At 39.2% G+C, this 22982-nt stretch carries 24 protein-coding genes; 19 read left to right on the forward strand and 5 right to left on the reverse strand.

Annotated features, from left to right (window positions below; all coding sequences use genetic code 11):
* Window positions 1-11 precede the first annotated feature (11 nt).
* The 19 genes from AC106S_RS21690 to AC106S_RS21780 all read left to right on the forward strand — a co-directional run bounded on the left by AC106S_RS21690 (window position 12) and on the right by AC106S_RS21780 (window position 19274).
* Complete coding sequence (locus tag AC106S_RS21690; protein WP_062697967.1) at window positions 12-1145, forward strand: ATP-grasp domain-containing protein; 1134 nt, start codon at window positions 12-14, stop codon at window positions 1143-1145.
* Window positions 1142-1810: a formyltransferase family protein gene (locus AC106S_RS21695; RefSeq protein ID WP_482441891.1), complete on the forward strand. Its 669-nt coding sequence runs from the start codon at window positions 1142-1144 to the stop codon at window positions 1808-1810. The genes AC106S_RS21690 and AC106S_RS21695 overlap by 4 nt, the downstream gene beginning before the upstream one ends.
* Window positions 1811-2013: 203 nt before the next feature.
* Window positions 2014-3165 (forward strand): dTDP-4-amino-4,6-dideoxygalactose transaminase, encoded by a 1152-nt coding sequence (gene rffA / locus AC106S_RS21700; RefSeq protein WP_482441892.1) that lies wholly within the window; start codon window positions 2014-2016, stop codon window positions 3163-3165.
* An 11-nt stretch (window positions 3166-3176) separates the two neighbouring features.
* Window positions 3177-3791, forward strand: coding sequence for a DapH/DapD/GlmU-related protein (locus tag AC106S_RS21705; protein WP_062697973.1), 615 nt, complete (start codon window positions 3177-3179; stop codon window positions 3789-3791).
* A 3-nt stretch (window positions 3792-3794) separates the two neighbouring features.
* A complete protein-coding gene (locus AC106S_RS21710; protein WP_482441893.1) occupies window positions 3795-4913 on the forward strand; it encodes a glycosyltransferase WbsX family protein in 1119 nt (372 codons plus the stop codon).
* Complete coding sequence (locus tag AC106S_RS21715; protein WP_482441894.1) at window positions 4910-5764, forward strand: glycosyltransferase family 2 protein; 855 nt, start codon at window positions 4910-4912, stop codon at window positions 5762-5764. Before AC106S_RS21710 ends, AC106S_RS21715 begins: the two co-directional genes overlap by 4 nt.
* Window positions 5764-6630: a glycosyltransferase family 2 protein gene (locus tag AC106S_RS21720; protein ID WP_482441895.1), complete on the forward strand. Its 867-nt coding sequence runs from the start codon at window positions 5764-5766 to the stop codon at window positions 6628-6630. The genes AC106S_RS21715 and AC106S_RS21720 overlap by 1 nt, the downstream gene beginning before the upstream one ends.
* Window positions 6631-6647: 17 nt before the next feature.
* Window positions 6648-7574, forward strand: a complete 927-nt coding sequence (locus AC106S_RS21725) for a glycosyltransferase (protein WP_482441897.1) — start codon at window positions 6648-6650, stop codon at window positions 7572-7574.
* 78 nt (window positions 7575-7652) lie between these two features.
* A complete protein-coding gene (locus AC106S_RS21730; protein ID WP_482441898.1) occupies window positions 7653-8321 on the forward strand; it encodes an NAD-dependent epimerase/dehydratase family protein in 669 nt (222 codons plus the stop codon).
* 1 nt (window position 8322) lies between these two features.
* Window positions 8323-9273, forward strand: a complete 951-nt coding sequence (locus AC106S_RS21735; RefSeq protein ID WP_482441899.1) for a glycosyltransferase family 2 protein — start codon at window positions 8323-8325, stop codon at window positions 9271-9273.
* 13 nt (window positions 9274-9286) lie between these two features.
* Window positions 9287-10075 (forward strand): glycosyltransferase family 2 protein, encoded by a 789-nt coding sequence (locus AC106S_RS21740; protein ID WP_482441900.1) that lies wholly within the window; start codon window positions 9287-9289, stop codon window positions 10073-10075.
* A gap of 9 nt (window positions 10076-10084) precedes the next feature.
* Complete coding sequence (locus AC106S_RS21745) at window positions 10085-11050, forward strand: glycosyltransferase (protein WP_482441902.1); 966 nt, start codon at window positions 10085-10087, stop codon at window positions 11048-11050.
* Window positions 11051-11156: 106 nt separating this feature from the next.
* A complete protein-coding gene (locus AC106S_RS21750; protein WP_482441903.1) occupies window positions 11157-12290 on the forward strand; it encodes a hypothetical protein in 1134 nt (377 codons plus the stop codon).
* Between the two features lie 51 nt (window positions 12291-12341).
* Window positions 12342-13265 (forward strand): glycosyltransferase family 2 protein, encoded by a 924-nt coding sequence (locus AC106S_RS21755; RefSeq protein ID WP_482441904.1) that lies wholly within the window; start codon window positions 12342-12344, stop codon window positions 13263-13265.
* A 48-nt stretch (window positions 13266-13313) separates the two neighbouring features.
* Window positions 13314-15110 (forward strand): asparagine synthase (glutamine-hydrolyzing), encoded by a 1797-nt coding sequence (gene asnB, locus AC106S_RS21760; RefSeq protein WP_482441905.1) that lies wholly within the window; start codon window positions 13314-13316, stop codon window positions 15108-15110.
* A complete protein-coding gene (locus tag AC106S_RS21765; RefSeq protein WP_482441906.1) occupies window positions 15110-16045 on the forward strand; it encodes a glycosyltransferase family 2 protein in 936 nt (311 codons plus the stop codon). The genes asnB and AC106S_RS21765 overlap by 1 nt, the downstream gene beginning before the upstream one ends.
* A 4-nt stretch (window positions 16046-16049) precedes the next feature.
* Window positions 16050-16985 carry a glycosyltransferase family 2 protein gene (locus tag AC106S_RS21770; protein ID WP_482441907.1) on the forward strand — a complete coding sequence of 312 codons (936 nt, stop codon included), beginning with the start codon at window positions 16050-16052 and terminating at the stop codon, window positions 16983-16985.
* A 309-nt stretch (window positions 16986-17294) separates the two neighbouring features.
* Window positions 17295-18239, forward strand: a complete 945-nt coding sequence (locus AC106S_RS21775) for a glycosyltransferase family 2 protein (protein ID WP_482441909.1) — start codon at window positions 17295-17297, stop codon at window positions 18237-18239.
* Window positions 18240-18332: 93 nt separating this feature from the next.
* Window positions 18333-19274, forward strand: a complete 942-nt coding sequence (locus tag AC106S_RS21780; RefSeq protein WP_482441911.1) for a glycosyltransferase family 2 protein — start codon at window positions 18333-18335, stop codon at window positions 19272-19274.
* Here the strand turns inward: AC106S_RS21780 and AC106S_RS21785 are convergent.
* From AC106S_RS21785 to AC106S_RS21805, 5 genes are read right to left on the reverse strand one after another with little or no spacing between them, the layout of a single operon-like run.
* Complete coding sequence (locus tag AC106S_RS21785) at window positions 19271-20188, reverse strand: hypothetical protein (protein WP_482441912.1); 918 nt, start codon at window positions 20186-20188, stop codon at window positions 19271-19273. The two genes, AC106S_RS21780 and AC106S_RS21785, sit on opposite strands and share 4 nt — an antisense overlap.
* Window position 20189: 1 nt before the next feature.
* Window positions 20190-21605 carry an MBOAT family O-acyltransferase gene (locus AC106S_RS21790; RefSeq protein ID WP_482441913.1) on the reverse strand — a complete coding sequence of 472 codons (1416 nt, stop codon included), beginning with the start codon at window positions 21603-21605 and terminating at the stop codon, window positions 20190-20192.
* Between the two features lie 22 nt (window positions 21606-21627).
* Window positions 21628-22341, reverse strand: coding sequence for an SDR family NAD(P)-dependent oxidoreductase (locus AC106S_RS21795; protein ID WP_482441915.1), 714 nt, complete (start codon window positions 22339-22341; stop codon window positions 21628-21630).
* Window positions 22338-22736 carry a MaoC/PaaZ C-terminal domain-containing protein gene (locus tag AC106S_RS21800; protein ID WP_482441917.1) on the reverse strand — a complete coding sequence of 133 codons (399 nt, stop codon included), beginning with the start codon at window positions 22734-22736 and terminating at the stop codon, window positions 22338-22340. The genes AC106S_RS21795 and AC106S_RS21800 overlap by 4 nt, the downstream gene beginning before the upstream one ends.
* Window positions 22736-22972, reverse strand: a complete 237-nt coding sequence (locus tag AC106S_RS21805) for an acyl carrier protein (protein WP_482441918.1) — start codon at window positions 22970-22972, stop codon at window positions 22736-22738. The genes AC106S_RS21800 and AC106S_RS21805 overlap by 1 nt, the downstream gene beginning before the upstream one ends.
* Window positions 22973-22982: the final 10 nt, after the last annotated feature.

Below are 22982 nucleotides of genomic sequence, written 5' to 3' on the forward strand. Positions count from 1 at the left end.
ATATTTAAACAATGAGAAAAATTGCAATATTGGGAGCAAGCTACTTACAACTGCCACTTGTTCAGAAAGCAAAAAAAAACGGATTGGAAGTTCATTGTTTTGCCTGGGATGATGGCAAAGCGGTTTGTAAAGACGTTTCCGACTTTTTTTATGACATTTCAGTTTTAGATAAAGAAAAAATTCTTGAAACCTGTGAAAAAGTTAATATCAATGGTATCATTACTATTGCAACAGATATTTGCATTCCTACCATTTCATATGTAGCCTCTCATCTGAATCTTATTTCCAATACCGAAGAATGCGCCCTGTTAACCACAAACAAATCTGCCATGCGGAAATGTTTTTATGAAAACAGTATTCCTTCACCAAGATTTACAACACTACGATCCTATATGGAAGATTCAATTCAACATTTGAATTATCCTTTGGTAGTAAAGCCTTCAGACCGTTCTGGTAGTCTTGGCGTCGTGAAAGTTTTTAATGAAAGCGAATGTCAGGAAGCAATTGAAAAAGCAATTGAAGTTTCCTTCAGTAAAACCTGCGTTGTTGAAGAGTTTATCGAGGGCAGCGAAGTTAGTGTGGAAACGGTCAGCTGGCAAGGCTGTCACCACATCATTACCATTACAGATAAAATCATAACCGAGGAACCCTATTTTGTAGAACTGGCCCATCATCAGCCAAGTAACCTACCGCAATCCATCCAAAACCAGATAAAAAAGATCACCCTGGAAGTCTTAAAGGTTACAGAAGTTGAGTACGGAGCATCTCATATAGAATTCAAAATAACAGCAGAAGGAAAAGTATATGTTGTTGAAATAGGCAGCAGAATGGGCGGCGATTTTATAGGTTCTGATCTTGTAGAATTATCAACAGGATTTGACTACGTACAATCTGTAATTGATATTGCGATGAATGAATATCAAGAAAAGAATATGACATTTTCCGGACAGCATTATTCAGGAGTGTATTTCTTATCAAAAAACACAGAAATAATTCTGAATTATTTTAAAAATGATCCGATCAATGATGATTTCTCAGTTATAAAAAAAGAGATTCAAAACGATGAACTGAAAGATGTAAAAAGCAGTAACGACCGGTCTGGTTATCTCATTTATCAGGCAGATAAAAGAATAGATTTATTATGAAAAAAGTTGTTTTCCTTGTTTCTGGAGGAGGTGGAACTCTGATATTCATCAATGAAATAGCATCCCTATTAAAGCTTCCCATCAAAATAGTAGGTGTAATAAGCGACAGGAGCTGTAATGCTTTGGATTATGCCCAAAAAAACAATATTCCTTCCCATCAGATAGAGTACAGCAGGCAAAATAATGCCGGTCTTAAAAATATATTACTACAAATTTCGCCGGATATTGTTATAACCAATATTCATAAAATCATTGATAAGGAAATTGTAGATTTGTTTCAGTCGAAGTTGATCAACCTTCATTATTCACTTCTCCCCTCTTTTTCAGGTTTTATAGGAATGAAAACAGTAGAAGCGGCAAAAAAGGCAAACTCAAAATTCATAGGAGCCACTGTACATAAGGTAGACGAGATTGTGGATCATGGTGAAATCTTGGCACAAAGCTGCTTTCCTGTAGATTGGGATACAGCCGGTTTAGTGGAAGATACTGTATTCCGCTCGGCATGTTTGTGCCTGCTGAACGTTTTATTATTCGATGATTCCAATAAAAAGGAATTCTCTTTCATCAAAATACATAATACTGATGTATCATTTTCTCCTTCTTTATGTTTTGATATCTCGGATATTAATGAAAAATTTTGGGATCGAATAAAAGAATTAGCATGATGCTCTCTGCTACAAAAGACAGGTTTAAATGCCGAAAAAGTAAATTATTAAGGATATAACACTCCTAAAAATTACTATCAGCCATTAATACAACAAACTAAATCCAGAAAATCCTGCGGAGATTGTACTATAAGAATGTAAATTTGTCTTTGTATCAAAATTTTAAAAATTTGTAAATTCAAGATTCAAAAAATTAAAACACTATGATTCCATTTAATAAGCCGTTTATAGTAGGAAACGAACTTAAATATATTGAAGAAGCGGTAAAAAGCGGCAAAATTTCAGGAGACGGAATTTTCACAAAAAAATGTCATGCTTTTTTTGAAGAAAAATTTGGCTTTCAGAAAGTACTGCTTACCACATCCTGTACCGATGCTTTGGAAATGGCGGCTATATTGTGTGATATTCAGGAAGGTGATGAAGTTATTGTTCCCAGCTATACCTTCGTTTCCTCTGCCAATGCTTTTGTATTGCGGGGTGCTAAAATAGTTTTTGCAGACTCTTATGCCGATAATCCCAATATTAACCCTGCGGAAATTGAAAAATGTATTACAGAAAAAACAAAGGTTATTGTTCCCGTACACTATGCGGGAGTTGCTTGCGATATGGAAGCCATCATGAATTTGGCGAAAAAGCACAACCTTTTTGTTGTGGAGGATGCAGCACAGGCCATTGACAGTTACTATACATTTTCTGACGGTACAAAAAAAGCATTGGGATCCATCGGAGATTTCTCTGCCTTTTCGTTCCATGAAACAAAAAATATCATTTGCGGAGAAGGAGGAATGCTTGTCATCAACAATCAGAAATACAATACACGCGCTGAAATAATCCGGGAAAAAGGAACAAACAGAAGTGCTTTTTTCAGAGGAGAAGTAAATAAATATGGCTGGGTAGATCTTGGTTCATCATTTCTTCCATCAGAAATATTATCAGCATTTTTATATGCACAGCTTGAAAACCTCCCGACTATACAGGCTAAAAGAATCAGCATCTGGCAGAATTATTACAGCAGCCTATCTGATTTACAGAAAAAAGGACTGATAAAACTACCGGAAATTCCGGGTTATGCAACGAACAATGCCCATATGTTCTATATTATCTGCAGAAACTACGGGGAAAGGTCAAACCTGATCCAATATCTGAAAACAAGAGATGTTCATCCCGTTTTTCACTACCTGAGCCTGAATAAAAGTGAATTCTTTTTGAAAGACAATTCCCCTATTGATATTCCCAACTCAGATCATTTTACAGACTGTCTTTTAAGACTGCCATTCTATTACGAGCTGAAAAAAACAGAACAGGAAAACATCATCAGTCTCATTCTTGAGTATTATTCAACACTGGAAAATTAGCAACAGGAAATATGGGCTTCATAAAAAAACATATTATTAAATTCATATTCAAAATCCTGCATTCAGACGCTTATAAAAAGTATAAGCAGCAACAGAATGACAACTGGGCGAAAAACAACTTCAAAGCCTTTGGAAAACAGTCAAGTCTTCCGGAGATTTTTTGGATCAAAAACCCTAAATATATAGCAATTGGGGATAACTTCAGCTCATTATTCAATTTAAGACTGGAAGCATGGGATAATTTTTACGGAGAATCTTTTCACCCTGAAATCATGATCGGGGATAATGTCATTTTTAATTCTGATGTTCATATTGGAGCCATCAATAAAATCAGTATTGGCAATAACGTATTAATGGCTAGCAGAATATATATTTCCGACCACTCACATGGAAATATCAGTATTGAGGACCTGGATAAAACTCCGGGAGAAAGACCACTATATTCCAAAGGCCCCGTTATTATTGAAGATAATGTATGGATTGGTGAAGGAGTCTGCATATTGCCGGGAGTTACTATTGGTGAAAACTGCATCATAGGGGCTAATTCGGTAGTTAATAAAAGCTTTCCAAAAAATTCGGTAATTGCAGGAATCCCTGCTAAACTGATAAAAACATTAGAAAAATAATTTATGAAAAAAATAAAAACACTTGCATTTTATCTCCCTCAATATCATCCCATTCCGGAAAATGATGAATGGTGGGGAAAAGGATTTACAGAGTGGACCAACGTAGGTAAGGCAAAACCTTTATTTGAAGGGCATGAACAACCCATTTACCCTGCTGACCTGGGGTATTATGACCTACGTGTTCCCGAAGTAAGAGAACAGCAGGCTCAAATGGCTCGTGACTATGGAGTTTATGGCTTTATTTATTATCATTACTGGTTTGGAAACGGAAAACAATTGCTTGAACGTATAGTCCATGAAGTACTGAAATCCGGCAAACCGGACTTCCCATTCTGCTTCTGCTGGGCCAATGAAACCTGGTCCGGAATATGGCACGGTTTAAAAGATAAAGTTTTGGCCGAACAAATATATTCTGATGAAGATCTTATAGCTCATTTTGAATACCTCCTGCCCTTTTTTAAAGACAGCAGATATATCAAAGTAGACAATAAGCCTGTTTTGGTGGTATATGATCCTATTCACCTACAGGACAAAGCCCCGGAATACCTTGAAAAATTCAATACTCTTGCAAAAGAAAACGGATTCAGCGGACTTTATCTTATTGCCAGCAACAAAACTGAAGACAACTATGGCTATCACCACCTGGGATATCAGGCTAAAATATCGAATGCCTTTATGAGAGCATGGCGGCCTCATATGAATAAAAGACCTCCTATTTCAGCAAAACAATATTATACGAATAGAATCAAGGGACTTTTAGGACTTAAAACAGTCAGCTTTCAAAAACCTGTTGATATTCAGAATGCACCCGATGTAGTGAATGATCTGCATTTTGATGAGGCTGATGTGGCTACCTTCCCATGCCTTATTCCTAATTGGGATAATACTCCAAGAAGTGGCAGCCGTGGAATTATTTTAGGAAATAACAGTCCTGAACTTTTTGAAAAACAGATAGAAAAAGCGGTAGACTTCTTGAAAAATAAGCACTACCCTGAAAATTTTTTAGTTGTAAAATCATGGAATGAATGGGCAGAAGGAAATATCCTGGAACCAGACCATAAAAACGGATTTGGATATCTGAATGCTCTTAAAAAGATTTTATCAAAAGAAGGACAGCTATGAGTAAAATAAGCATTCTGATTGCAAATTACAATAACGGACATTTTTTCAAAGAATGTTTTGACAGTCTTATCGCCCAGACATTTACAGATTGGGAAGCTGTTATTCTCGACGATGCATCAAAAGATAATTCTCTTGAACTCATTAAAAATATAATTCAGGATGATTCCCGTTTTAAGATATATGCCAATGAGACCAATAAAGGAGTGGGCTACACAAAAAGAAGACTTGTAGAACTAGGCAGTTCCGAAATTTGCGGATTCCTGGATCCTGATGACGCACTGGCTGAAGAGGCATTGGAAACCGTATTTACAGCCCATTCGGAAAATCCTGATGCAGGACTTATCTATTCCAACTTTATTTTCTGTGATCATCAGCTCAATAAGATAAAAGTTCACAAAGCTACTCAAGTCAATGATTTAGACGAAAAATACCTGAACTTTAATGCTGAGATTTCACACTTTGCCACATTCAAAAAATCCATTTACGATAAAACATCAGGCATCGATACTTATCTGAAAATGGCTGAAGATAAAGACTGGTATATGAAAATATGTGAAGTCGCCCCGGTAAAGCATATAGACAAAGATCTTTACCTTTACAGGATACATGGCGGCGGAATATCGAATAAAAGTGAGAATCAGGCAAATTATTGGCACTGGCTTGCATTGATAAAAATGGCAGAAAGAAGAAATATTGACATTGAAAGTCTGTTTCTTGAAAATTTTGTACGCAGAAAAGAATATGATAAAGAAATAGACCAAAATAACAATCTTAAAAACAAACTAAAACAGTCCCGCTGGATAAAACTGGGACGTTTACTAGGATTCTGTAAATTTTATAAACACCTGTAATGAATCATAAAAAGGTATCCGTCATCGTTCCCTGCTACAACCAGGCCGTCTATCTGGACGAGTGCCTGCAGTCGGTTCTTGACCAGACCCACCAGAACTGGGAATGCATTATTGTGAATGACGGTTCAACAGATCATACGGAAGCCGTGGCCAGAAAATGGGTCGAAAAGGACAGCCGTTTTCAATACGTGTATAAAGAAAACGGAGGCTTATCCTCTGCCAGAAACGCAGGCCTTGAAAAAGCTTCCGGAGACTATGTTCAGTTTCTGGATTCGGATGATACGATCCACAGGGACAAATTTTCAAAAAGTCTTTCCCCGGATAAAGAATATCCGCTGGCCGTAAGCCAGTTCACCATTTATAAAAACGGGATGCACCTCTCCGGATACAACCGCGTTGAACAGGATTTTTTAACGTTTGAAGGCATTGTATTCGGATGGGACCTGAAGTTCAGTATTCCAATCCACTGTGCCCTGGTTTCCCTGAAGCTTCTGGAAGGATTCCGGTTTGACACTTCACTGACAAGCTGTGAGGACTGGCTGATGTGGATCCACATTACCCAGAACAACCCTGAAGCTCTTCTGGTAGATGAACCTTTGGCCCATTACCGCAAAGAAGACAATAACAACAGCATGTCCTCCGATCTTTACAAGATCCTCCAGCAGAGAATCAGAATATTTCCCATCCTGAAAAAACTGTATGGTGATGATCTTCACGACAGGCTGGTGTATCACATTATAGAAGTACGCTCCACGCAGTATATCCAGCAGAGAAATGAATTCAATAAAGTGACAGGCGGACGGGCTGTTTCCGGATACCTGGCTTTAAAAAAGTATTATTACCGCCTTTTTCAAAAAAAGAACTGATCCCTGACCCCACACAAATGACCTCATCCGTAGCCCTTTGCACCTATAATGGTGAAACCTATATTGCCGAACAGCTGGACAGCATTCTGAGCCAGACCCTTCCGGTATCTGAGATCATCATCTGTGACGACCGGTCTTCAGACGGCACCGTAAAGATCCTGAAAGACTATTCAGAAAAATATCCGGACATCATTAAAATCTATGAAAACCCTGAAAATCTGGGTTATGTAGGAAACTTTGAAAAAGCCATGTCCCTGTGTAAAGGTGATATTGTTTTCCTATGTGACCAGGACGACCGCTGGTATCCTCATAAAAACGAATACATGACCCGGATTTTTGAGAATAACAATTCTATTAATATCGTATGCCACAATATTAAACTTTTCGGTGAAACGGTGAACGGTGCTGAAGAAATAACCTACTGGGATCTTGACACCAACGGGCCGGATCAGTTTACCGGACATCAGGACATCATCAAAAGAATTTTATTTCAGGGAAATATCTTCCCCGGGATGAGCATGGCCATCCGGAATACCTTTCTTAAAGAACATCTTCCTTTAAAGAAAATAAACCCCGTCATTATCCACGATTATGAACTTCTGCTTCTGGCTGCCGATAAAAATTCGGTACGGACAGATGCAGCCATTCTGGGAGAATACCGGATCCATCCTAAGCAAAGCATCGGTTTTAACACATTTTCAAAGCTTAATACCTCCGAAAATACTCCGGTCACCAGGGAAACTCTTTTTTCGGTATTCCAGAGAAATACTTTTGTAAAAGAAACAGTTTCCGGCCTTCAGCTAACCCCCTCACTGAAAAACGGATACAGAGAATACTGTCTCCGGTATTACAGGAATTACCTGAAAAGCCTTTCTCCCTTACAACGATTAATAACCAAAATAAAAATGAAATACTATTTTCATATCTTTGATTACCTTAAATAAAACTGCCGGCTCCTGAGCCGTAAAAGATATGAAAGTACTGTTCCCACATATAACACAATTAATGAAAATATTTAACCCATGATCATCGGTAATGGTATCATAGCAAATGCTGTAAGACCCTATGACAGGGAAGACATTGTTTTTTTCGCCTCCGGAGTTTCCAATTCCCTGGAAACGAGAGTCTCAGAATTTGAAAGAGAACTTTCTCTCCTGAGATCAGTTCACGAAGAAAACAAAGAAAAAAAGATCGTTTATTTTTCCACATTAAGCATCCACGATCAGTCTAAGCAGGACAGCCCGTATGTTCGGCATAAAAAAACGGCTGAAAATTACCTTAAAGAAAACTCCGGAAACTTCCTGATTCTGAGGGTAGGCAATATTGTGGGAAAAGGCGGCAACCCGAATACCCTTTTTAATTTCCTGAAAAAACAGATCGCTGACCGCCGTGAGTTTGCCATGCACCTCAAGGCGAGAAGGCTGCTGCTTGATATTGATGATATTTCAGGATTTCTGGGCAGGCATTGTCTGGAGGTACACAATACCACCATCAATCTTGCGTTCCCATACTATTATAATCTGAAAGAAATTGTGAATGCCATAGAAAAAGAGACCGGCCAAAAGGCAAGTTACTCAGAAACCGGTGAAGGAGATTTCTATCAGGTAGATTTCGATGAAAATATCACCACATTTTTTACAGGAATAAGCCCTGAGGATTATCTGGAAAACTTAACCCGAAAGTACATTTAATATGGCTCACATTCACGTTATTATCGTTACTTATAATGCCATGAAATGGGCTGAAAGGTGTTTTACAAGTTTAAGGCACTCTTCCGTTCCGGTACGCTGTACTGTGATAGACAACGGATCTGGGGACGGAACCCAGGAATACATCAGAACCCGTTTCCCGGAAGTTGATTTTATCCAGTCGCCGGAAAATTCCGGTTTTGGAAAAGCCAATAACCAGGGAATCGAAAAAGCTTACAGAGAGGGAGCTGATTTCTTTTACCTGATGAACCAGGATGCATGGATCTTCCCGGACAGTTTTCAGAAAATGCTGGATGTTTACGGCACTTTTCCGGATCAGAGCAAAATCGGGATTCTAAGTCCGATGCATCTGGACGGAACGGAAAAGAAACTGGATCTTCATTTTGAGAATTACCTGGCTAAAGATGCCCGGAATAACAGGATTCTTTCCGATATTTATTTGGGTGAAGCACAGCCTTACTATGAAGTAGGTTTTGTGAATGCGGCCCATTGGTTCATTCCCCGGAATATTATTGAAAAAGTGGGAGGGTTCAATCCTTATTTTTTCTATGGTGCCGAAGATTATGAATATGTGAGCAGAATTGCCTATTTCGGATTAAAAATACTGGCCTGCACTCAAAGCCGTGTGGTACATGATGCAGTACAGTCTTTTCACAAGAAACAACCTGAAAGCAAAGCTGAACTGCTTGCCAATACAAGACTTTCGATGAGAATGCAGCGGGAAACCAGATACCTGGATCCCCGTTATGATTATAATATCAGAAGAGAGAAAACCGCCATTCTATCGTATATTGCAAAAATGGCTGCTAAGGGAAATATAAGTGAATCTAAATTTTATATGGAACAGTACAGCTATTTTTCAGGGAAATTTAAAGAAATAGAGGCGGCCAGAAAAACATCAATGACGGCCCCACATCCATTTCTGAATCTTTAAAAACGGTAACGGCATGGAAAAACTTCCCATCAGTATCTGTATCCTTTCATGGAAAAGCGGAGCTGCATTAAAAAACACTTTAAAATCTTACAAAAAATACGGTCTTCTGGATATGGCCGATGATATTACAGTGCTTTTCCAGGCAGTAAGTGAGGAGGATAAAAAAACAGCAGACCGCTATAATGTGAAATATATCGGGCTTCCGGAAAACATAGGAATCGGAAAAGGAATGAAACAGCTGGCAGAGAATGCCACCTGTGAATACCTTCTTTTTCTGGAACACGACTGGGAGCTTATCGAAAATAAAGAACTGACCTTTTCACGGCTTAAAAGCGGACTTGAACTTCTTCAGAACGGATTCGATGTAGTCCGTTACCGGAGCAGGGAAAATCCAGGTTACCCCCTCATTTCCATAAGACATAAGGGAAATGAACTGAACTATTATGACGACTGGCACGAGTGCACTTCCCCTCACCTTCTGGAATCGCTGCACTGGCTGGATCCGGCACAGGAATTCCCGGATAAGATTCAGAAGCAGGGAGAATATTTTACCACCACCTCACGCTGGGCAAACTGGACCAATAATCCTTATCTGGTCCGTAAAAAATTCCTCCTGGAAACCATTATCCCTTTTTCAGGAGAGTCTGCATCACTTGAAAGAAATATAGCCGCCTGGTGGGTAAAGCAGGATTTTAAGATTGCACAGGGCGAAGGACTTTTTAAACACAATGATCTCAACAAGTATCCGAGAAGAACTATTCTTCAGAAGATCCTGAACAGATTGAAAAATAAATTTAAATAACTCAGCAGAATGAAAATTCTTTTCCATGAAAACGAACTCAATTACAGAGGAACTTCCATCGCATTATACGATTATGCCGATTTCAACGAAAGATATCTGGGAAATGAATCTCTGATCATTTATGATAAAAACTCAAAGACCAATCATCCGTTGGGAATTGAAAAATTTGCCAGGCGGTTTCAGGTATTCGGGTATTCGGATTTCAGTGAGGTTGATCAGATCATTCGTAAAAATAATATCGACCTGTTTTACGCTATTAAAAACGGTGATATAGACAACGTAGACACCCAGGAATGCAAAACCGGAATACATACTGTGTTTAAACATTTTGAACCTCATGGAGACGTATATGCCTATGTTTCCGAGTGGCTGAGTGAAGAAATGACGGGTTCGGAATACCCTTATGTTCCCCATATGGTTAATTTTGAAACAGATACGGATCTGGACCTGAGAAAAGAACTGAATATTCCGGCTCATGCAAAAGTATTCGGCTACTACGGCGGGCACATCAGTTTTAATATCGCATTTGCCCGGCAGACTGTGGAGAAAATAGCCTCCCGGTACAAAGACATTTATTTTATTTTCATGGGAGTAGATCCTTTCATCAAAAAGAAATGGTGGAAGTCCGTACCATCCAATATTCTATTCCTGCCGCCCAGCTCGGATGTGATGATGAAGCTGAAATTCATCAATACCTGCAATGCCCTGCTTCATGCACGGGAAAGAGGAGAGACATTCGGCATTACCGTTGCTGAATTTGCCATCAAAGGAAAGCCGGTCATCACCTTTGCCGGTTCCCCGGAAAAAGCCCATATCCGGCACCTGAAGGATCAGGCTTATTATTACCGGAACAGTGCAGAACTGAGAGATATTATCCTCGATGCAAGCCTTGATCTTTCCGCGAAGGAACTGTATGAAAAATTCCTGCCTCATCCGGTCATGGATCAATTCAAAAGTGTTTTTATTAATGGTTAATCTCTATTCTCTCTTACATGCTGCTTAAAAATTTCCTGAGACCGGAACCCGGGCAGAACCGGATCTCCGGTCAGGATATCAATTCAAAAAATTTCGATTAATCAGGATGAAATCTAAAATAATCAGTTATATCATCAGTTTTATATTCATTGTATATGGTGCAGTGAGTATCTGGAATACATATCTGCAGATCATTTTTCATAAAAACGGCTGGTATCTCGGCGAATGGGTAATTAATTATCAGGATGGAGGTTTCAAACGGAGAGGCCTTTTCGGAACTTTATTCATATTCATCAACGAGCTTACAGGAATTAAGCTTGAATATCTTGTATTCAGCTTTATCTCCATTCTGTATGTATGGCTTTTTCTGCTTCTGATAAAACTGTTCCGGCAGAAAAACAATACGCTTCTCACCATAAGTCTTCTGCTTATGCCGGCCGGCATGGGAATGATCCTGAAAGATCCTACCATTGCAGCAAAAAAGGAAGTCCTTCTGTTTCTTCTGTACCTTATTTACTTCCTGCATGTACAGTCTAAATCCGCAGTAAAGAATTGGGTAATAACGCTGTTCATTATCATTGCCATCCTTAATCATGAAGCAGCTTTCTTTTATCTTCCTTTTCTGGGCTTTACCTATTTCATCAATACGAGCGCTTCCGCACCGGATAAGATAAAAAATATAATGGTCTATCAGATCATTCCTGCCGGTATCGTAATGGTGATACTCTATAAGTTGGGCTTTTCAATACGTACGGAAAACTCAATACTGTTTCTGAAAGATCACGGGTTGACACTGGGCCAGGCCGGAATCTACGATTACGACCCGAACTACAACGTTCTGAATTTTTACAAAGCCCGGATATATGCTTATCAGACCTATCTGATCAGTGTCTTCCTGGCCTCACTTACCTTTATCGTATACTGCAGATTCAACAGGATCAGCATGAATAGATGGTTCATCATTGTACAGATTATTTTCCTTGCTCCGTTGTTCTATATTGCTTATGACTGGGGAAGATGGATCAATATTTTCTTTACCCTTCTCACCATATGGATTGCCGGAGAAAAGCAGCTGAACACGACTTTGAAACAAGATATAACCGCCGCAGGAATTATCATATTCAACTCCCTGTGGAGCATGATGCTTCTGAACAGCGGATTTGTAACCTTTCCGGCTGTTGATGCGCTGATCAAAAGACTCTACTATTTTATTTATTTTAAAATAGCTAACTTATTTTAAATTTGTACTTCCATCCGGAATAAAAACGGTCTGAACCTAAAACCACAGAAAATGCCAAAGATTCACATTATTATTGTTACCTACAACGCCATGAAATGGGCGGAAAGGTGTTTCACAAGTCTCAGGAACTCCTCACTTCCCGTAAAATGTTTTGTTATAGATAACGGATCTTCGGACGGCACCCAGGAATATATCAGAACCCATTTTCCCGAAATAGATTTTACCCAGTCAGAAACCAACCTCGGATTCGGGAAAGCAAATAATATAGGTATTGAAAAAGCATATAAAGAAGGAGCGGATTTCTTTTACCTGATGAATCAGGATGCATGGCTCTACCGGGATACTATGGAAAAAATGCTTGATGTATATCATCATCATCCCGATCAGAGCAGTATTGGCATTATAAGCCCGATCCATATCGACGGTACGGAAAAATATCTCGATATATTTTTAGATCAGTATATTGCCGGCAATTATGAAAAAACAAGAATGATCTCTGATCTGTATTTTCAGACCCTGAAACCTTATTACGAAATCAGATTTGTGAATGCCGCCCACTGGCTGCTTCCCAGAAAAACCATAGAAACAGTAGGAGGATTCAATCCTTATTTTTTCCATTACGGCGAAGATGACGAATATGTAAACCGCATTCATTTTCACCGGATGAAAGTATTGCTGGCGCCTGGCAGCAGAGCCGTACATGATGGTGTACAGAATCTTCATAAAATAGATTATACAAAATTTGAAAACGTAAGGGTTGAGATTAATGCAATGAATCCCAATCTTCCCGATGCTGTGCGTCTGGAAAAAAAAGCACTCAGACAGAGTATGATCAAGAATTTTATCTTAGGCAATATATCCCAGTATAAAATCTTACTTCAGAAGTATAAAAAAGTATCTTCCGATGAAAAGCGACTGATCGGTTTCAGAAATCAGGTGATCCAAAAGGGGCCTGCTTTTCTTAATCTGTCGTAAATTAGCACAGACATAAACGAAAAAATTAATGATGAAAAATAAAACAGTATGTGTGGAATAGCAGGAATCATAAGCAGCAATGCCAGAAATTACCAGGAAGAAATCCGGAGGATGACGGATTCTATGATCCACCGTGGCCCCGACTCTTCCCATTATGAATTTTATGATCATGCAGCCCTCGGCCACCGCCGGCTTTCCATTATCGACCTTTCAGACAATGGAAAACAGCCCATGTTCTCCAATACCCGGAATGAATGTATCGTTCTTAACGGTGAAATCTACGGTTATCAGGATCTCAAGAGAAATTACGCCGAATATCCTTACCACGGCGGTTCAGATACAGAAGTTATTCTTGCTATGTATCAGAGAAAACAGGAAAACCTCATCCATGATCTTCCGGGGATGTTTGCTTTTGCCCTGTGGGACGATCGGAAACAGCAGCTGTTCTGCGCAAGAGACCGGTTTGGAGAAAAACCGTTTTATTACGCCATAGGAAACAACAATGAGTTTATTTTCGCATCAGAGATCAAGGCCATTCTTGCTTCCGGACTTATAAAACCTAAAGTAAGCAATGATGCTCTCTCCCACTATCTTCAATACGGCTATGTAAGTACGTATCAGAGTATTTACAGCAATATATCCACCCTTCCTCCGGCTCATCAGCTGATCTGGAAAGATGGAAAGGTTTCAGTTTCCCGGTATTACAGCATTCCTGCAAAAGACAGAACGATCAGTCTTTCCGATGCCAAAGATGAGTTCCTTTATCTGCTTAAAAATGCGGTAAAAAAACAGCTTATTGCAGATGTAGAAGTAGGAAGTTTCTTAAGCGGCGGCCTGGATTCGTCTTCCGTAGTGGCTCTAGTGGATGAGTTTCTTCCGCATCAGACGACTATCAGTTTCGGGTATGACCATAAAGACAATGAACTGAAATATGCCAAAGAAATTGCTGATAAATACAACACCAATCATATAGAAGTTCATGAAAAGAAAGAAGATCTTGTTGCATCACTTCTAAAGATCTCTCCTTTTTTTGATGAGCCTTTTGCCGATGCTTCATTCATCCCTCATTATGAAATCTGTAAATATGCGCGGGAAAAACTCACCGTAGTATTGTCGGGAGATGTAGGTGATGAGCTGTTTGGTGGCTATCATTTCTATACCGTTGAAAATAAATTAAGAAATCATTTCAGCTACAAGAATATTGTGGCACAGTTTGGTTTGAAATTATATCAAAAAGTAAGAACCACTTCTTATCTTACCCGGAAAAACATTGAGTATTCATCCATCATGGATTTTCATCTGAATTCCGTAAGAAATGCCTTCAATAAACAGGAACGTTATCAGCTGGGAATTACTTCAGATTATCTGCAGGATTACAGCTTTATCCCTGATCCGGACTCTCTGAATGATATTATGCGGGTGGATCTTGAAAATTATGTACCGGCTAATATGCTGGTAAAATCAGACCGGATGGCTATGGCCAATTCATTGGAAGTACGTACTCCGTTCCTTGATCTGGATTTTGCAGAATTCTGTATTCAGCTCCCGGACCAGCTGAAACTGGATGACACCAACGACAAAATCATTCTTCGTGAAGCAATGGGCTCTTATTGGACAGAAACTATCAGAAAACGCCACAAACAGGGCTTTGGACTGGGGGTGAAAAACTGGTTTGCAGAAGATAACCTGATGCAGCTCTCTGATGACTTGCTGAAAAATCCCAACCATAAAGTTTTCAGCTATATAGACTTTAAAGCCGCGCAGCAGTTTCTGGATAAGGATGAAAAACACTGGAACCTTTTACAGCTGGCTCTTTGGGCAGATCATAACCAATCCGTATTGTAATGACTGAAATTTCTGTTATTATTCCCGTCTATAATGCAGCTGAATTTCTGGAAAAGGCAGTCTGCTCCGCACTTCAGTTTGATGAAGTAAAAGAAGTTATCCTTGCAGAAGACCGCTCTACCGATGACTCGCTGAATATCTGCCGGAAACTGGCAGCCGGAAACCCTAAAGTGAAATTATTACAGCATCCCAACGGAGAAAACCGGGGTGCCGGAGCTTCAAGAAATCTGGGAATAGATCATGCTTCCGGGGAATTTATTGCATTCCTGGATGCAGATGATTTCTATCTGACCAACCGCTTTGATGCCGAAAAAGAAGTTTTCAGAGATCCTGAAGTGGAAGGGGTTTTTGGAGCCATCGGAACAGAATATTTAACGGAGAAAGGAAAAAATGAATTCCAGTCTAAATTTAAAGAAGTATCTCTCAGTACCGTCAACTATCCGGCTGAAGGCGAAGAAGTCTTCCGCGGACTGCTGGGTTTGTCGACTAAAACTTTCGGTACTTCTTTTCACCTGAATTCCCTCACAGTAAGAAAAGCTGCATTGAACCGTGAAAATTTACGTTTTAATGAAGCATTGCGGGTTCATCAGGATTCGGAGTTCATCATCAGGCTTGCCTATCACTGCCGTCTGAAAACCGGAATTATTGATAAGGCAATTGCCATGAGAGGCATCCATGACAACAACAGAATTACCAAGATCATAAGATACACCCCCGAATATAATCAGCGGCAGCTTCTTTACTGGACATCCTTATATCGGTGGGCGGCATCACGGAATCTTCCGTACAGCTATAAAAAGAGAATTTATCTTATCTATAAATCTTTTGATCTTTCCTTAAAAAAGGGTGTGAATAAATATATTGGCATACTTTTGGAGATTATGAAAAACCCTGAAATAGTAAAGACGAAATACCGCTTTACTTATTATCACTGATGAAATGAAAATATCTGTAATCATTCCCGTATACAACGCGGAAAAATATGTTTCCAAAGCCGTAGAATCTGCCCTGCAGTTTGAAGAGGTTCAGGAGGTTATTCTTGTGGAGGACCGGTCTCCGGACAATGCTCTGGAAATATGCAGGGAACTTAGCGGAAAATATGAAAGAGTACATCTTTATCAGCATCCGGATAAGGGAAATCACGGAGCCGGTGTCAGCAGAAATCTGGGAATAGAGAAAGCGAAATCAGAGTTCATTGCATTTCTGGATGCAGATGATTATTTCCTTCCCAACCGGTTTGATGCGGAAAGAGAAATTTTCAAAGATCTTAAAATTGAAGGAGTCTTCAATGCCATAGGTACAGAATACCTTACGGAAAAAGGGAAAGAGGAATGTTTATCCAATATTAATGATGATTACCTTTTAACGGTTAATTATCATGCGGAAGGGAAAGAAGTTTTCAGAGGGCTTCTGGGTCTTACTCCGGAAAAATTCGGTTCATTTTTCACATTGGATGCCCTTACCGTAAGAAAATCATCTGTGGAATCTGAAAACCTGCGTTTCAATGAAGTTCTGCGCCTTCATCAGGATTCGGATTTTATTATTAAGCTGGCTTACCACTGTCATCTGAAGTCCGGAATAATAGATCAGCCTGTCGCGATGAGAGGGATGCATGATGATAACAGAATTACCAAAATTGTAAAATATTCTCCCCAGTATAACCAGAGGCAGTTTCTTTTCTGGAATTCCCTGTTTCAATGGTCACAGAGTGTACGGCCTGATAAGGATGCGGCCCGGCACATTGAACTTCAGAAAAAGGCGTTTGAATTATCCGGAAAAAAAGGATGGTCTAAAATTTCAGGACTGTTCCCTGCTGTTCTCAGGGATCCACGGATACTGAAAACAAAATACAGGTTTACCTATATGCATCCTTAGATTTACAGTCATTATAAAATATCTTCCGAAGTTTTTTAATATTTGAAAATATTTTAAACTCCAATTCATAATATTTCATAAAAACGGGAAATTTAAAATTATTTTTAACTACTTTTAAAAACGAAAGAAATGAAGACTTTTTCATATGTTAAAAATTGCTATTTCAGTTGCAGTTGCCGGATTATTTATATTATTTTGTAAAAAGAACTCTGCACCAGCATCAAGGACCATATTTCAGAAAATGAATTTTAATATTAACTGATCACAAAAAGAATAAAACACAAATCATTCAAATTCCCACAACAGTAAATGAAAATCTCAGTAATCATTCCCGTGTATAATGCAGAAAAATTTGTAGCTCAGGCAGTTGAGTCGGCTCTGCAGTTCGAGGAAGTACATGAAGTCATTCTGATTGAAGACCAGTCTCCGGATAATGCTCTTGAAGTATGCCGCGGACTTGAAGAAAAATATAGCAAAGTAAAACTTTACCAGCATCCGGACCGGGAAAATCATGGTGCGGGCCCCAGCAGAAATCTGGGAATGGAAAGGGCAACAGGCGATTTTATCGCATTCCTGGATGCCGATGATTATTTTCTTCCCAACCGTTTCGAAGCAGAAAAAGAACTTTTCAAAAACCCTGAAGTAGAAGGCGTATACGGAGCTCTTGGGGTACACTATTATTCAGAAAAAGCAAAAGAACAATATTACCAGTTATTCAGGGACAGGCTTACAACGGTTTATAAAAGACACAGCCCCGATGAAGTTTTTCTGGGACAGATCCATATGCTTGGCAGTTTCGGGCTCTTCAGCATTGATACTCTTACTATCCGCAGGGATTCTTTAATGAAAAAAATGGATCCGCTCTTTAAACCAGCCTTAAGACTTCATGAAGATACTGAATTCCTGTTCAGGCTGTCCTATTATCTGGATCTTCATCCCGGAATACTTGATAAAGCTGTTGCCATGAGAGGGGTACATGAAAACAACAGGATCACCAAAGTAGATGCAGGTATGGTAGATCCGGCCATCTCCAGAGCCATTCTCTGGGATGAGGTGAACCGCTGGTCTCAAAGTGAAGATACGATTCCGGAAAATGTAAAACTTCACATCAAAAGGATGCAGCGGAGTTTTAAAATTGCCAACGCTCCCAGAATGCACAAATGGGGAATGGTCATCAAGTATCTTTTTACAGATTACAGGAGTATCAGATCCGGACTTTACAACATCAATTTCAAGCATTCTCTGTTTTCATGATGTAGATAAGATTCTACAATAAAATATAAAATAAAGAATCTGTATAATATTCTACACTTTATTATATTTGCTTTTGGAAAGCTAACACACAAAATGAAAATTTCAGTTATTATTCCTGTTTACAATGCGGAAAAGTTTGTAACCCAGGCCGTAGAATCTGTTCTTCAGCTTGAAGAAGTGCATGAGGTGATTCTTATTGAGGATAAGTCTCCTGATAACGCACTTCCGATCTGTGTGGAACTTGCCGGGAAATATGAGAAAGTAAAGCTTTTCCAGCATCCTGACAAAGGCAACCACGGAGCCGGTCCCAGCAGAAATCTGGGGATAGAAAAATCCACCGGAGATTTTATTGCATTCCTGGATGCCGACGATTATTATCTTCCCAACCGTTTTGACGCAGAGAAAGAACTGTTTAAAAACCCTGAAGTTGAAGGGGTTTACGGAGCTCTTGGGGTACAGTATTACTCTGAAAAAGCAAAAGAGCAGTATTATAATGTTTATAAGGACAGGCTGACTACCGTGTATGAAAAACACAGCCCCAAAGAGGTTTTTCCCGGACAGCTTCATATGCGTGGCAGTTTTGGCTTATTCAGTATTGATGCCCTCACGATCCGGAAAGAGGCGTTAATCAGAAAAATGAATCCATTATTCAAAACCTCTTTAAGGCTTCATCAGGACTCTGAGTTTCTGTTCCGGCTTTCTTTTTATCTTGATCTCTATCCCGGTATTTTAGATAAAGCTGTGGCAATAAGAGGAGTACATGAGGATAACAGGATCACAAAAGTGGAAGCAAAAGCGGTAAAGCCTTCCACAACCAAAGTACTGCTGTGGAAAGAAGTCAATGACTGGGCTTCTGCCGAGGACAATATTCCGGTCCCCATAAAACTGCATATCAGAAGAATGTACCGGAGCTTTCAGATTGCGGATGCCCCTGTATTCAAAAAATGGGGAATGATCTTAAAGTATATGGTTACCGATTATCCCAGTATCCGTTCCGGCCTGTATAATATTAATTTCAGGAATTATCTGCTTTAATTTTTTCGGTCTGCCCGGATAGAATCCCCGATACGGGCACTGAGAATTTTACCGGACTCCCGGTACATATGGTTGCCGTCTGTATATTGAAATTCATTACAGTGATCCGCAAAATTATAGTATTTCAAATGATGCTTCTGTGAAATCTCTTTGATAACCTTATTAAATTCAGGGAATTTTTCATTTTCTATCTCTATAAGATTTTTTGAGGCGGGAATACGTACCAGATAAACCGTTCCTTTATCTTTAAGGTAACTGATGATATCATTCAAAGCCTTCAGCCGCTCATCCGAAAGATCATAGTTCTCTATCATGGCCCTGTATTCCTTTGTTTTCACAGCCGTTCGTGCAGCTACTGAATCTTTGTTCATGTCTACATTTACTTCCATCCAGCCATCCTTATGAAGAAAGGTATTGGATCTTCCGGCCTCTTCGCGGTCTTTATAAATTTTAAACCAGCTTTTGGTATAGTTTCTCAGCAGATATTCATAATTAGGCGACATATCGTAAAAATACATATCCTTAAGCGGCGAATTTTCTTCCGGGAAATCTTCTTTTTTCTTTACAATATGATTCAGGGAAAGATTCCACGGATTTACGGTAAGAATAAAGACTCCGTTCTTCGTAGCCGGATTCAGTTTTCTTTTTAAAGCGTTGAAATAAATCTGTCCGTACGGCGAATACACAATATTGAGAGAAAAATTATCAAAAGGAACGGACAGTTTTTCTTTCAAAACGGACGGAACTATTGCCTGCGCTCCTCTGGAATCACCCAGAATAATATTTTGCGGTTTTTCTACGGCAAAGTGCATATAATCATCATCCGTGTTCCCGTCCGCATAAGAACCCAGAATAAGGAGAACAGCCGTAATTCCTATGATATAGAATGATATTTTAAATAAAAATTTTCCCATATTAAAACTGTTCATAGATATAATTACCGTTACCGAATACTCCGAAATACATGATCAGAAAAATCAAAAAAATGTAGACCGCTCTTCTGGTGAAAGGATGAAATCTTTTAATATCAAGTCCATGATCCTGGTCCTTGTTGATCCAGTCGATAACCACCAGAATTCCAATCAGTCCTAAAATTTTGATTTTTATAAACTGCGGAACGGAGAACAGGGACAGACTGAATATTTTCCCATACATACCCAGAGCAGCTTTCAGGTCTGGGGAAGCAAAAAGCACCAGTGCAAAGCATACTAAAAACATCGTGAGTACTATATTCCCAAATTCTTTTATTGTAGGAACCGATCCAGAGAACTTTTTCTTTTTATTCAGTTTATCTTTTACAATCAGGGGAATATAATACAGCCCGTGCAGTAAACCGAACAGAACGAAAGTAAATTTTGGGCCATGCCATGCTCCTATCAGAACAAAATTCAGAATAATAGCTGCAATCAGCCCTTTTTTACCATAATCTCTGAACTGGATAACCAAAGGAGTAAATACATATTCTGTAAGCCAGGAGGTAAGAGACATATGCCACTTTCTCCAGTATTCTGCAATATTCTGGGCAAAAAGCGGAAAAGCAAAGTTTTTAGTGATTTTAAAACCAAGAAGCCGGGCCAATCCTATGGCCATATCGGAATACCCGGAAAAATCTGCGTACAGTTCAAACAGGAAAAGGATGGCTCCGAAAGCTATTGTACTTCCTGAAAGATGTTCATAATTCTGGAAAATACCCTGTGTAACGGGTGTAATCGTATTGGCTACAACCAGTTTTTTAAAAGCACCTAAAAGAATCTGTCTCGCGGCATCGGCCCCTGTTTCAGAGGTAAAAATTCTTTCCTTTTTCAGCTGTGGCAGCAACAGACCTCCTTTATCTATGGGGCCTGAGGTCATACTCGGAAAGAATGCGATATAATTAAAGAATGCCAGCGCGTCATTTTCCGGTTTCAGTTTATTGTTTTTAATATCCAGAAAATAACTGATGATCCTGAAGGTATAAAAACTGATTCCCAGCGGCAGAATAATTTCCAGTGTAAGTTTATTTTTAATTCCGAACAAATCTGCAAAAGAATCGACAAAAAAACCGAAATATTTAAAGTAAAAAAGTGTTCCTAAAGCCAGAATGATCCCTGAGTTCAGATATATCTTTCTTTTTCGTCCTTCACTTTCTTTAATCTTGGGACCCATATAATAGGCCATAGCTGAACTTCCTGCCAACAGAATCAGAAACCTCCAGTCCCAAAATCCGTAAAAAACATAACTTGCCGCAAGCAATATAAAATTCTGCAGCCTGAGATTCTTTTTACCAGACAGCCAGTACAGCACAAAAACGGCACTAAAGAAAAGTAAAAAAGTAATAGAGGTAAACTGCATGGTTATTATTTAAAATCCGTCATTAGAAATGAGAAGCATCCACAAAAAGGTGGTTTCCGTTAAAATGCTTTCCCCCGTTGATACAAAGATCAATCACCTGTGCCACATCTCCTCCTTCCAGTTTATCTTTCAGCGGGTAGCCTGACAGGATCATGTCTTTCATCCTTTCATCCATATTCCGGTGGAAATCCGTAGAAATAAAAGAAGGAGATACAGAATTGCATGTAATCCCGAATTTCACATTTTCCAATGCCCAGCTTTTACTCATCTGCAGCAGATAAGCCTTATTGGAATTATATACCGAAGTTCCCACGGCAGGCGAAACCAATGATGAAGAAAGAATATTAATAATTCTTCCCTCTTTTTTCTTCCTGAAAATATGGATGCATTTTTGAGTAACCTGAAGGGTGGGAACCACATTGTTTTTGAAATCTTCAAGAATTTTCTCTGCGTCCGTTTTATGAAAATAGGTATCAATAAAAGTTCCGCTGTAATAATTATTAATCAGAATATCCGGATCAAATTCATCTATTGCCGTAAAAAAATCATGCATGCTGCTTTCTGAAGTAAAATCTATCTGAAAAGCCTTTGCCCCGGTATAAGCCTGTTCGATCTCCTTTGCAGCCTCTTCAGAGCGGCAATATGTGAACAGTACTTCATATCCTTTCTCAAGAAGAAAGGTATTGATCTCTTTTCCTATTCCGGATGAACCTCCGGTTAATACCACTTTTTTCACAACAGTTCTTTGATTTGAATTTTACCTGAAGCAACGGTCTGAAGTTCCTCATTCACAAATTTAAACTTAAAGGTATTCACCTGAACGGCTTCTGACTGCTCAGTAACTACCGCTTCAAAATGTAAAATATCATCAAGATAGACCGGCTTTTTGAAATTGATGGTCTGTGAAAGAATCATAACATCTTCTGTGGGAAGCAGTTCTCCGATAAAGAAGGACAGGAAACCATTCAGAATATTGCCGTGCATCACTTTGGAGCGGAACCCTTTGTTTTTAGCAAACTCTTCATCGGTATGCAGGGCGTTCCGGTCCTCAAAAACAGAGATAAAACCTCTGTACACATGCCCGTTCACTCTGAACTGGTGCTGAAATGTCTGATTTTCCTTCAGTATCATTATTTTGTCAGTATACAGTCTATCATTTCTCCTACATTATTCCAGCTTTGGATCTCTGAAGAGGTAAAACGTACTCCAAATGCTTTCTCAACAGCTACAATCAGCTGGATATGAGAGAGGGAATCCCATTCTTCAATATCATCGGCTGTTGTTTCAAAATGAAGGACAATATCGTCATTATCCAGTTCATTATGGAAAATACCTGTGAGTTTAGCTAAAATTTCATCTTTGTTCATAATATTATAA

It is taken from the genome of Chryseobacterium sp. FR054 (genome assembly GCF_056844565.1).

Coding starts and splice junctions, on each gene's coding strand:
- AC106S_RS21710 (WP_482441893.1), top strand. CDS start 3,795: ATGAAAAAAATAAAAACACTTGCATTTTATCTCCCTCAATATCATCCC.
- AC106S_RS21745 (WP_482441902.1), top strand. CDS start 10,085: ATGAAAATTCTTTTCCATGAAAACGAACTCAATTACAGAGGAACTTCC.
- AC106S_RS21765 (WP_482441906.1), top strand. CDS start 15,110: ATGACTGAAATTTCTGTTATTATTCCCGTCTATAATGCAGCTGAATTT.
- AC106S_RS21805 (WP_482441918.1), bottom strand. CDS start 22,972: ATGAACAAAGATGAAATTTTAGCTAAACTCACAGGTATTTTCCATAAT.
- AC106S_RS21695 (WP_482441891.1), top strand. CDS start 1,142: ATGAAAAAAGTTGTTTTCCTTGTTTCTGGAGGAGGTGGAACTCTGATA.
- AC106S_RS21725 (WP_482441897.1), top strand. CDS start 6,648: ATGACCTCATCCGTAGCCCTTTGCACCTATAATGGTGAAACCTATATT.
- AC106S_RS21730 (WP_482441898.1), top strand. CDS start 7,653: ATGATCATCGGTAATGGTATCATAGCAAATGCTGTAAGACCCTATGAC.
- AC106S_RS21785 (WP_482441912.1), bottom strand. CDS start 20,188: ATGGGAAAATTTTTATTTAAAATATCATTCTATATCATAGGAATTACG.
- AC106S_RS21770 (WP_482441907.1), top strand. CDS start 16,050: ATGAAAATATCTGTAATCATTCCCGTATACAACGCGGAAAAATATGTT.
- AC106S_RS21690 (WP_062697967.1), top strand. CDS start 12: ATGAGAAAAATTGCAATATTGGGAGCAAGCTACTTACAACTGCCACTT.
- AC106S_RS21720 (WP_482441895.1), top strand. CDS start 5,764: ATGAATCATAAAAAGGTATCCGTCATCGTTCCCTGCTACAACCAGGCC.
- AC106S_RS21780 (WP_482441911.1), top strand. CDS start 18,333: ATGAAAATTTCAGTTATTATTCCTGTTTACAATGCGGAAAAGTTTGTA.
- rffA (WP_482441892.1), top strand. CDS start 2,014: ATGATTCCATTTAATAAGCCGTTTATAGTAGGAAACGAACTTAAATAT.
- AC106S_RS21735 (WP_482441899.1), top strand. CDS start 8,323: ATGGCTCACATTCACGTTATTATCGTTACTTATAATGCCATGAAATGG.
- asnB (WP_482441905.1), top strand. CDS start 13,314: ATGTGTGGAATAGCAGGAATCATAAGCAGCAATGCCAGAAATTACCAG.
- AC106S_RS21790 (WP_482441913.1), bottom strand. CDS start 21,605: ATGCAGTTTACCTCTATTACTTTTTTACTTTTCTTTAGTGCCGTTTTT.
- AC106S_RS21705 (WP_062697973.1), top strand. CDS start 3,177: ATGGGCTTCATAAAAAAACATATTATTAAATTCATATTCAAAATCCTG.
- AC106S_RS21750 (WP_482441903.1), top strand. CDS start 11,157: ATGAAATCTAAAATAATCAGTTATATCATCAGTTTTATATTCATTGTA.
- AC106S_RS21800 (WP_482441917.1), bottom strand. CDS start 22,736: ATGATACTGAAGGAAAATCAGACATTTCAGCACCAGTTCAGAGTGAAC.
- AC106S_RS21740 (WP_482441900.1), top strand. CDS start 9,287: ATGGAAAAACTTCCCATCAGTATCTGTATCCTTTCATGGAAAAGCGGA.
- AC106S_RS21775 (WP_482441909.1), top strand. CDS start 17,295: ATGAAAATCTCAGTAATCATTCCCGTGTATAATGCAGAAAAATTTGTA.
- AC106S_RS21715 (WP_482441894.1), top strand. CDS start 4,910: ATGAGTAAAATAAGCATTCTGATTGCAAATTACAATAACGGACATTTT.
- AC106S_RS21755 (WP_482441904.1), top strand. CDS start 12,342: ATGCCAAAGATTCACATTATTATTGTTACCTACAACGCCATGAAATGG.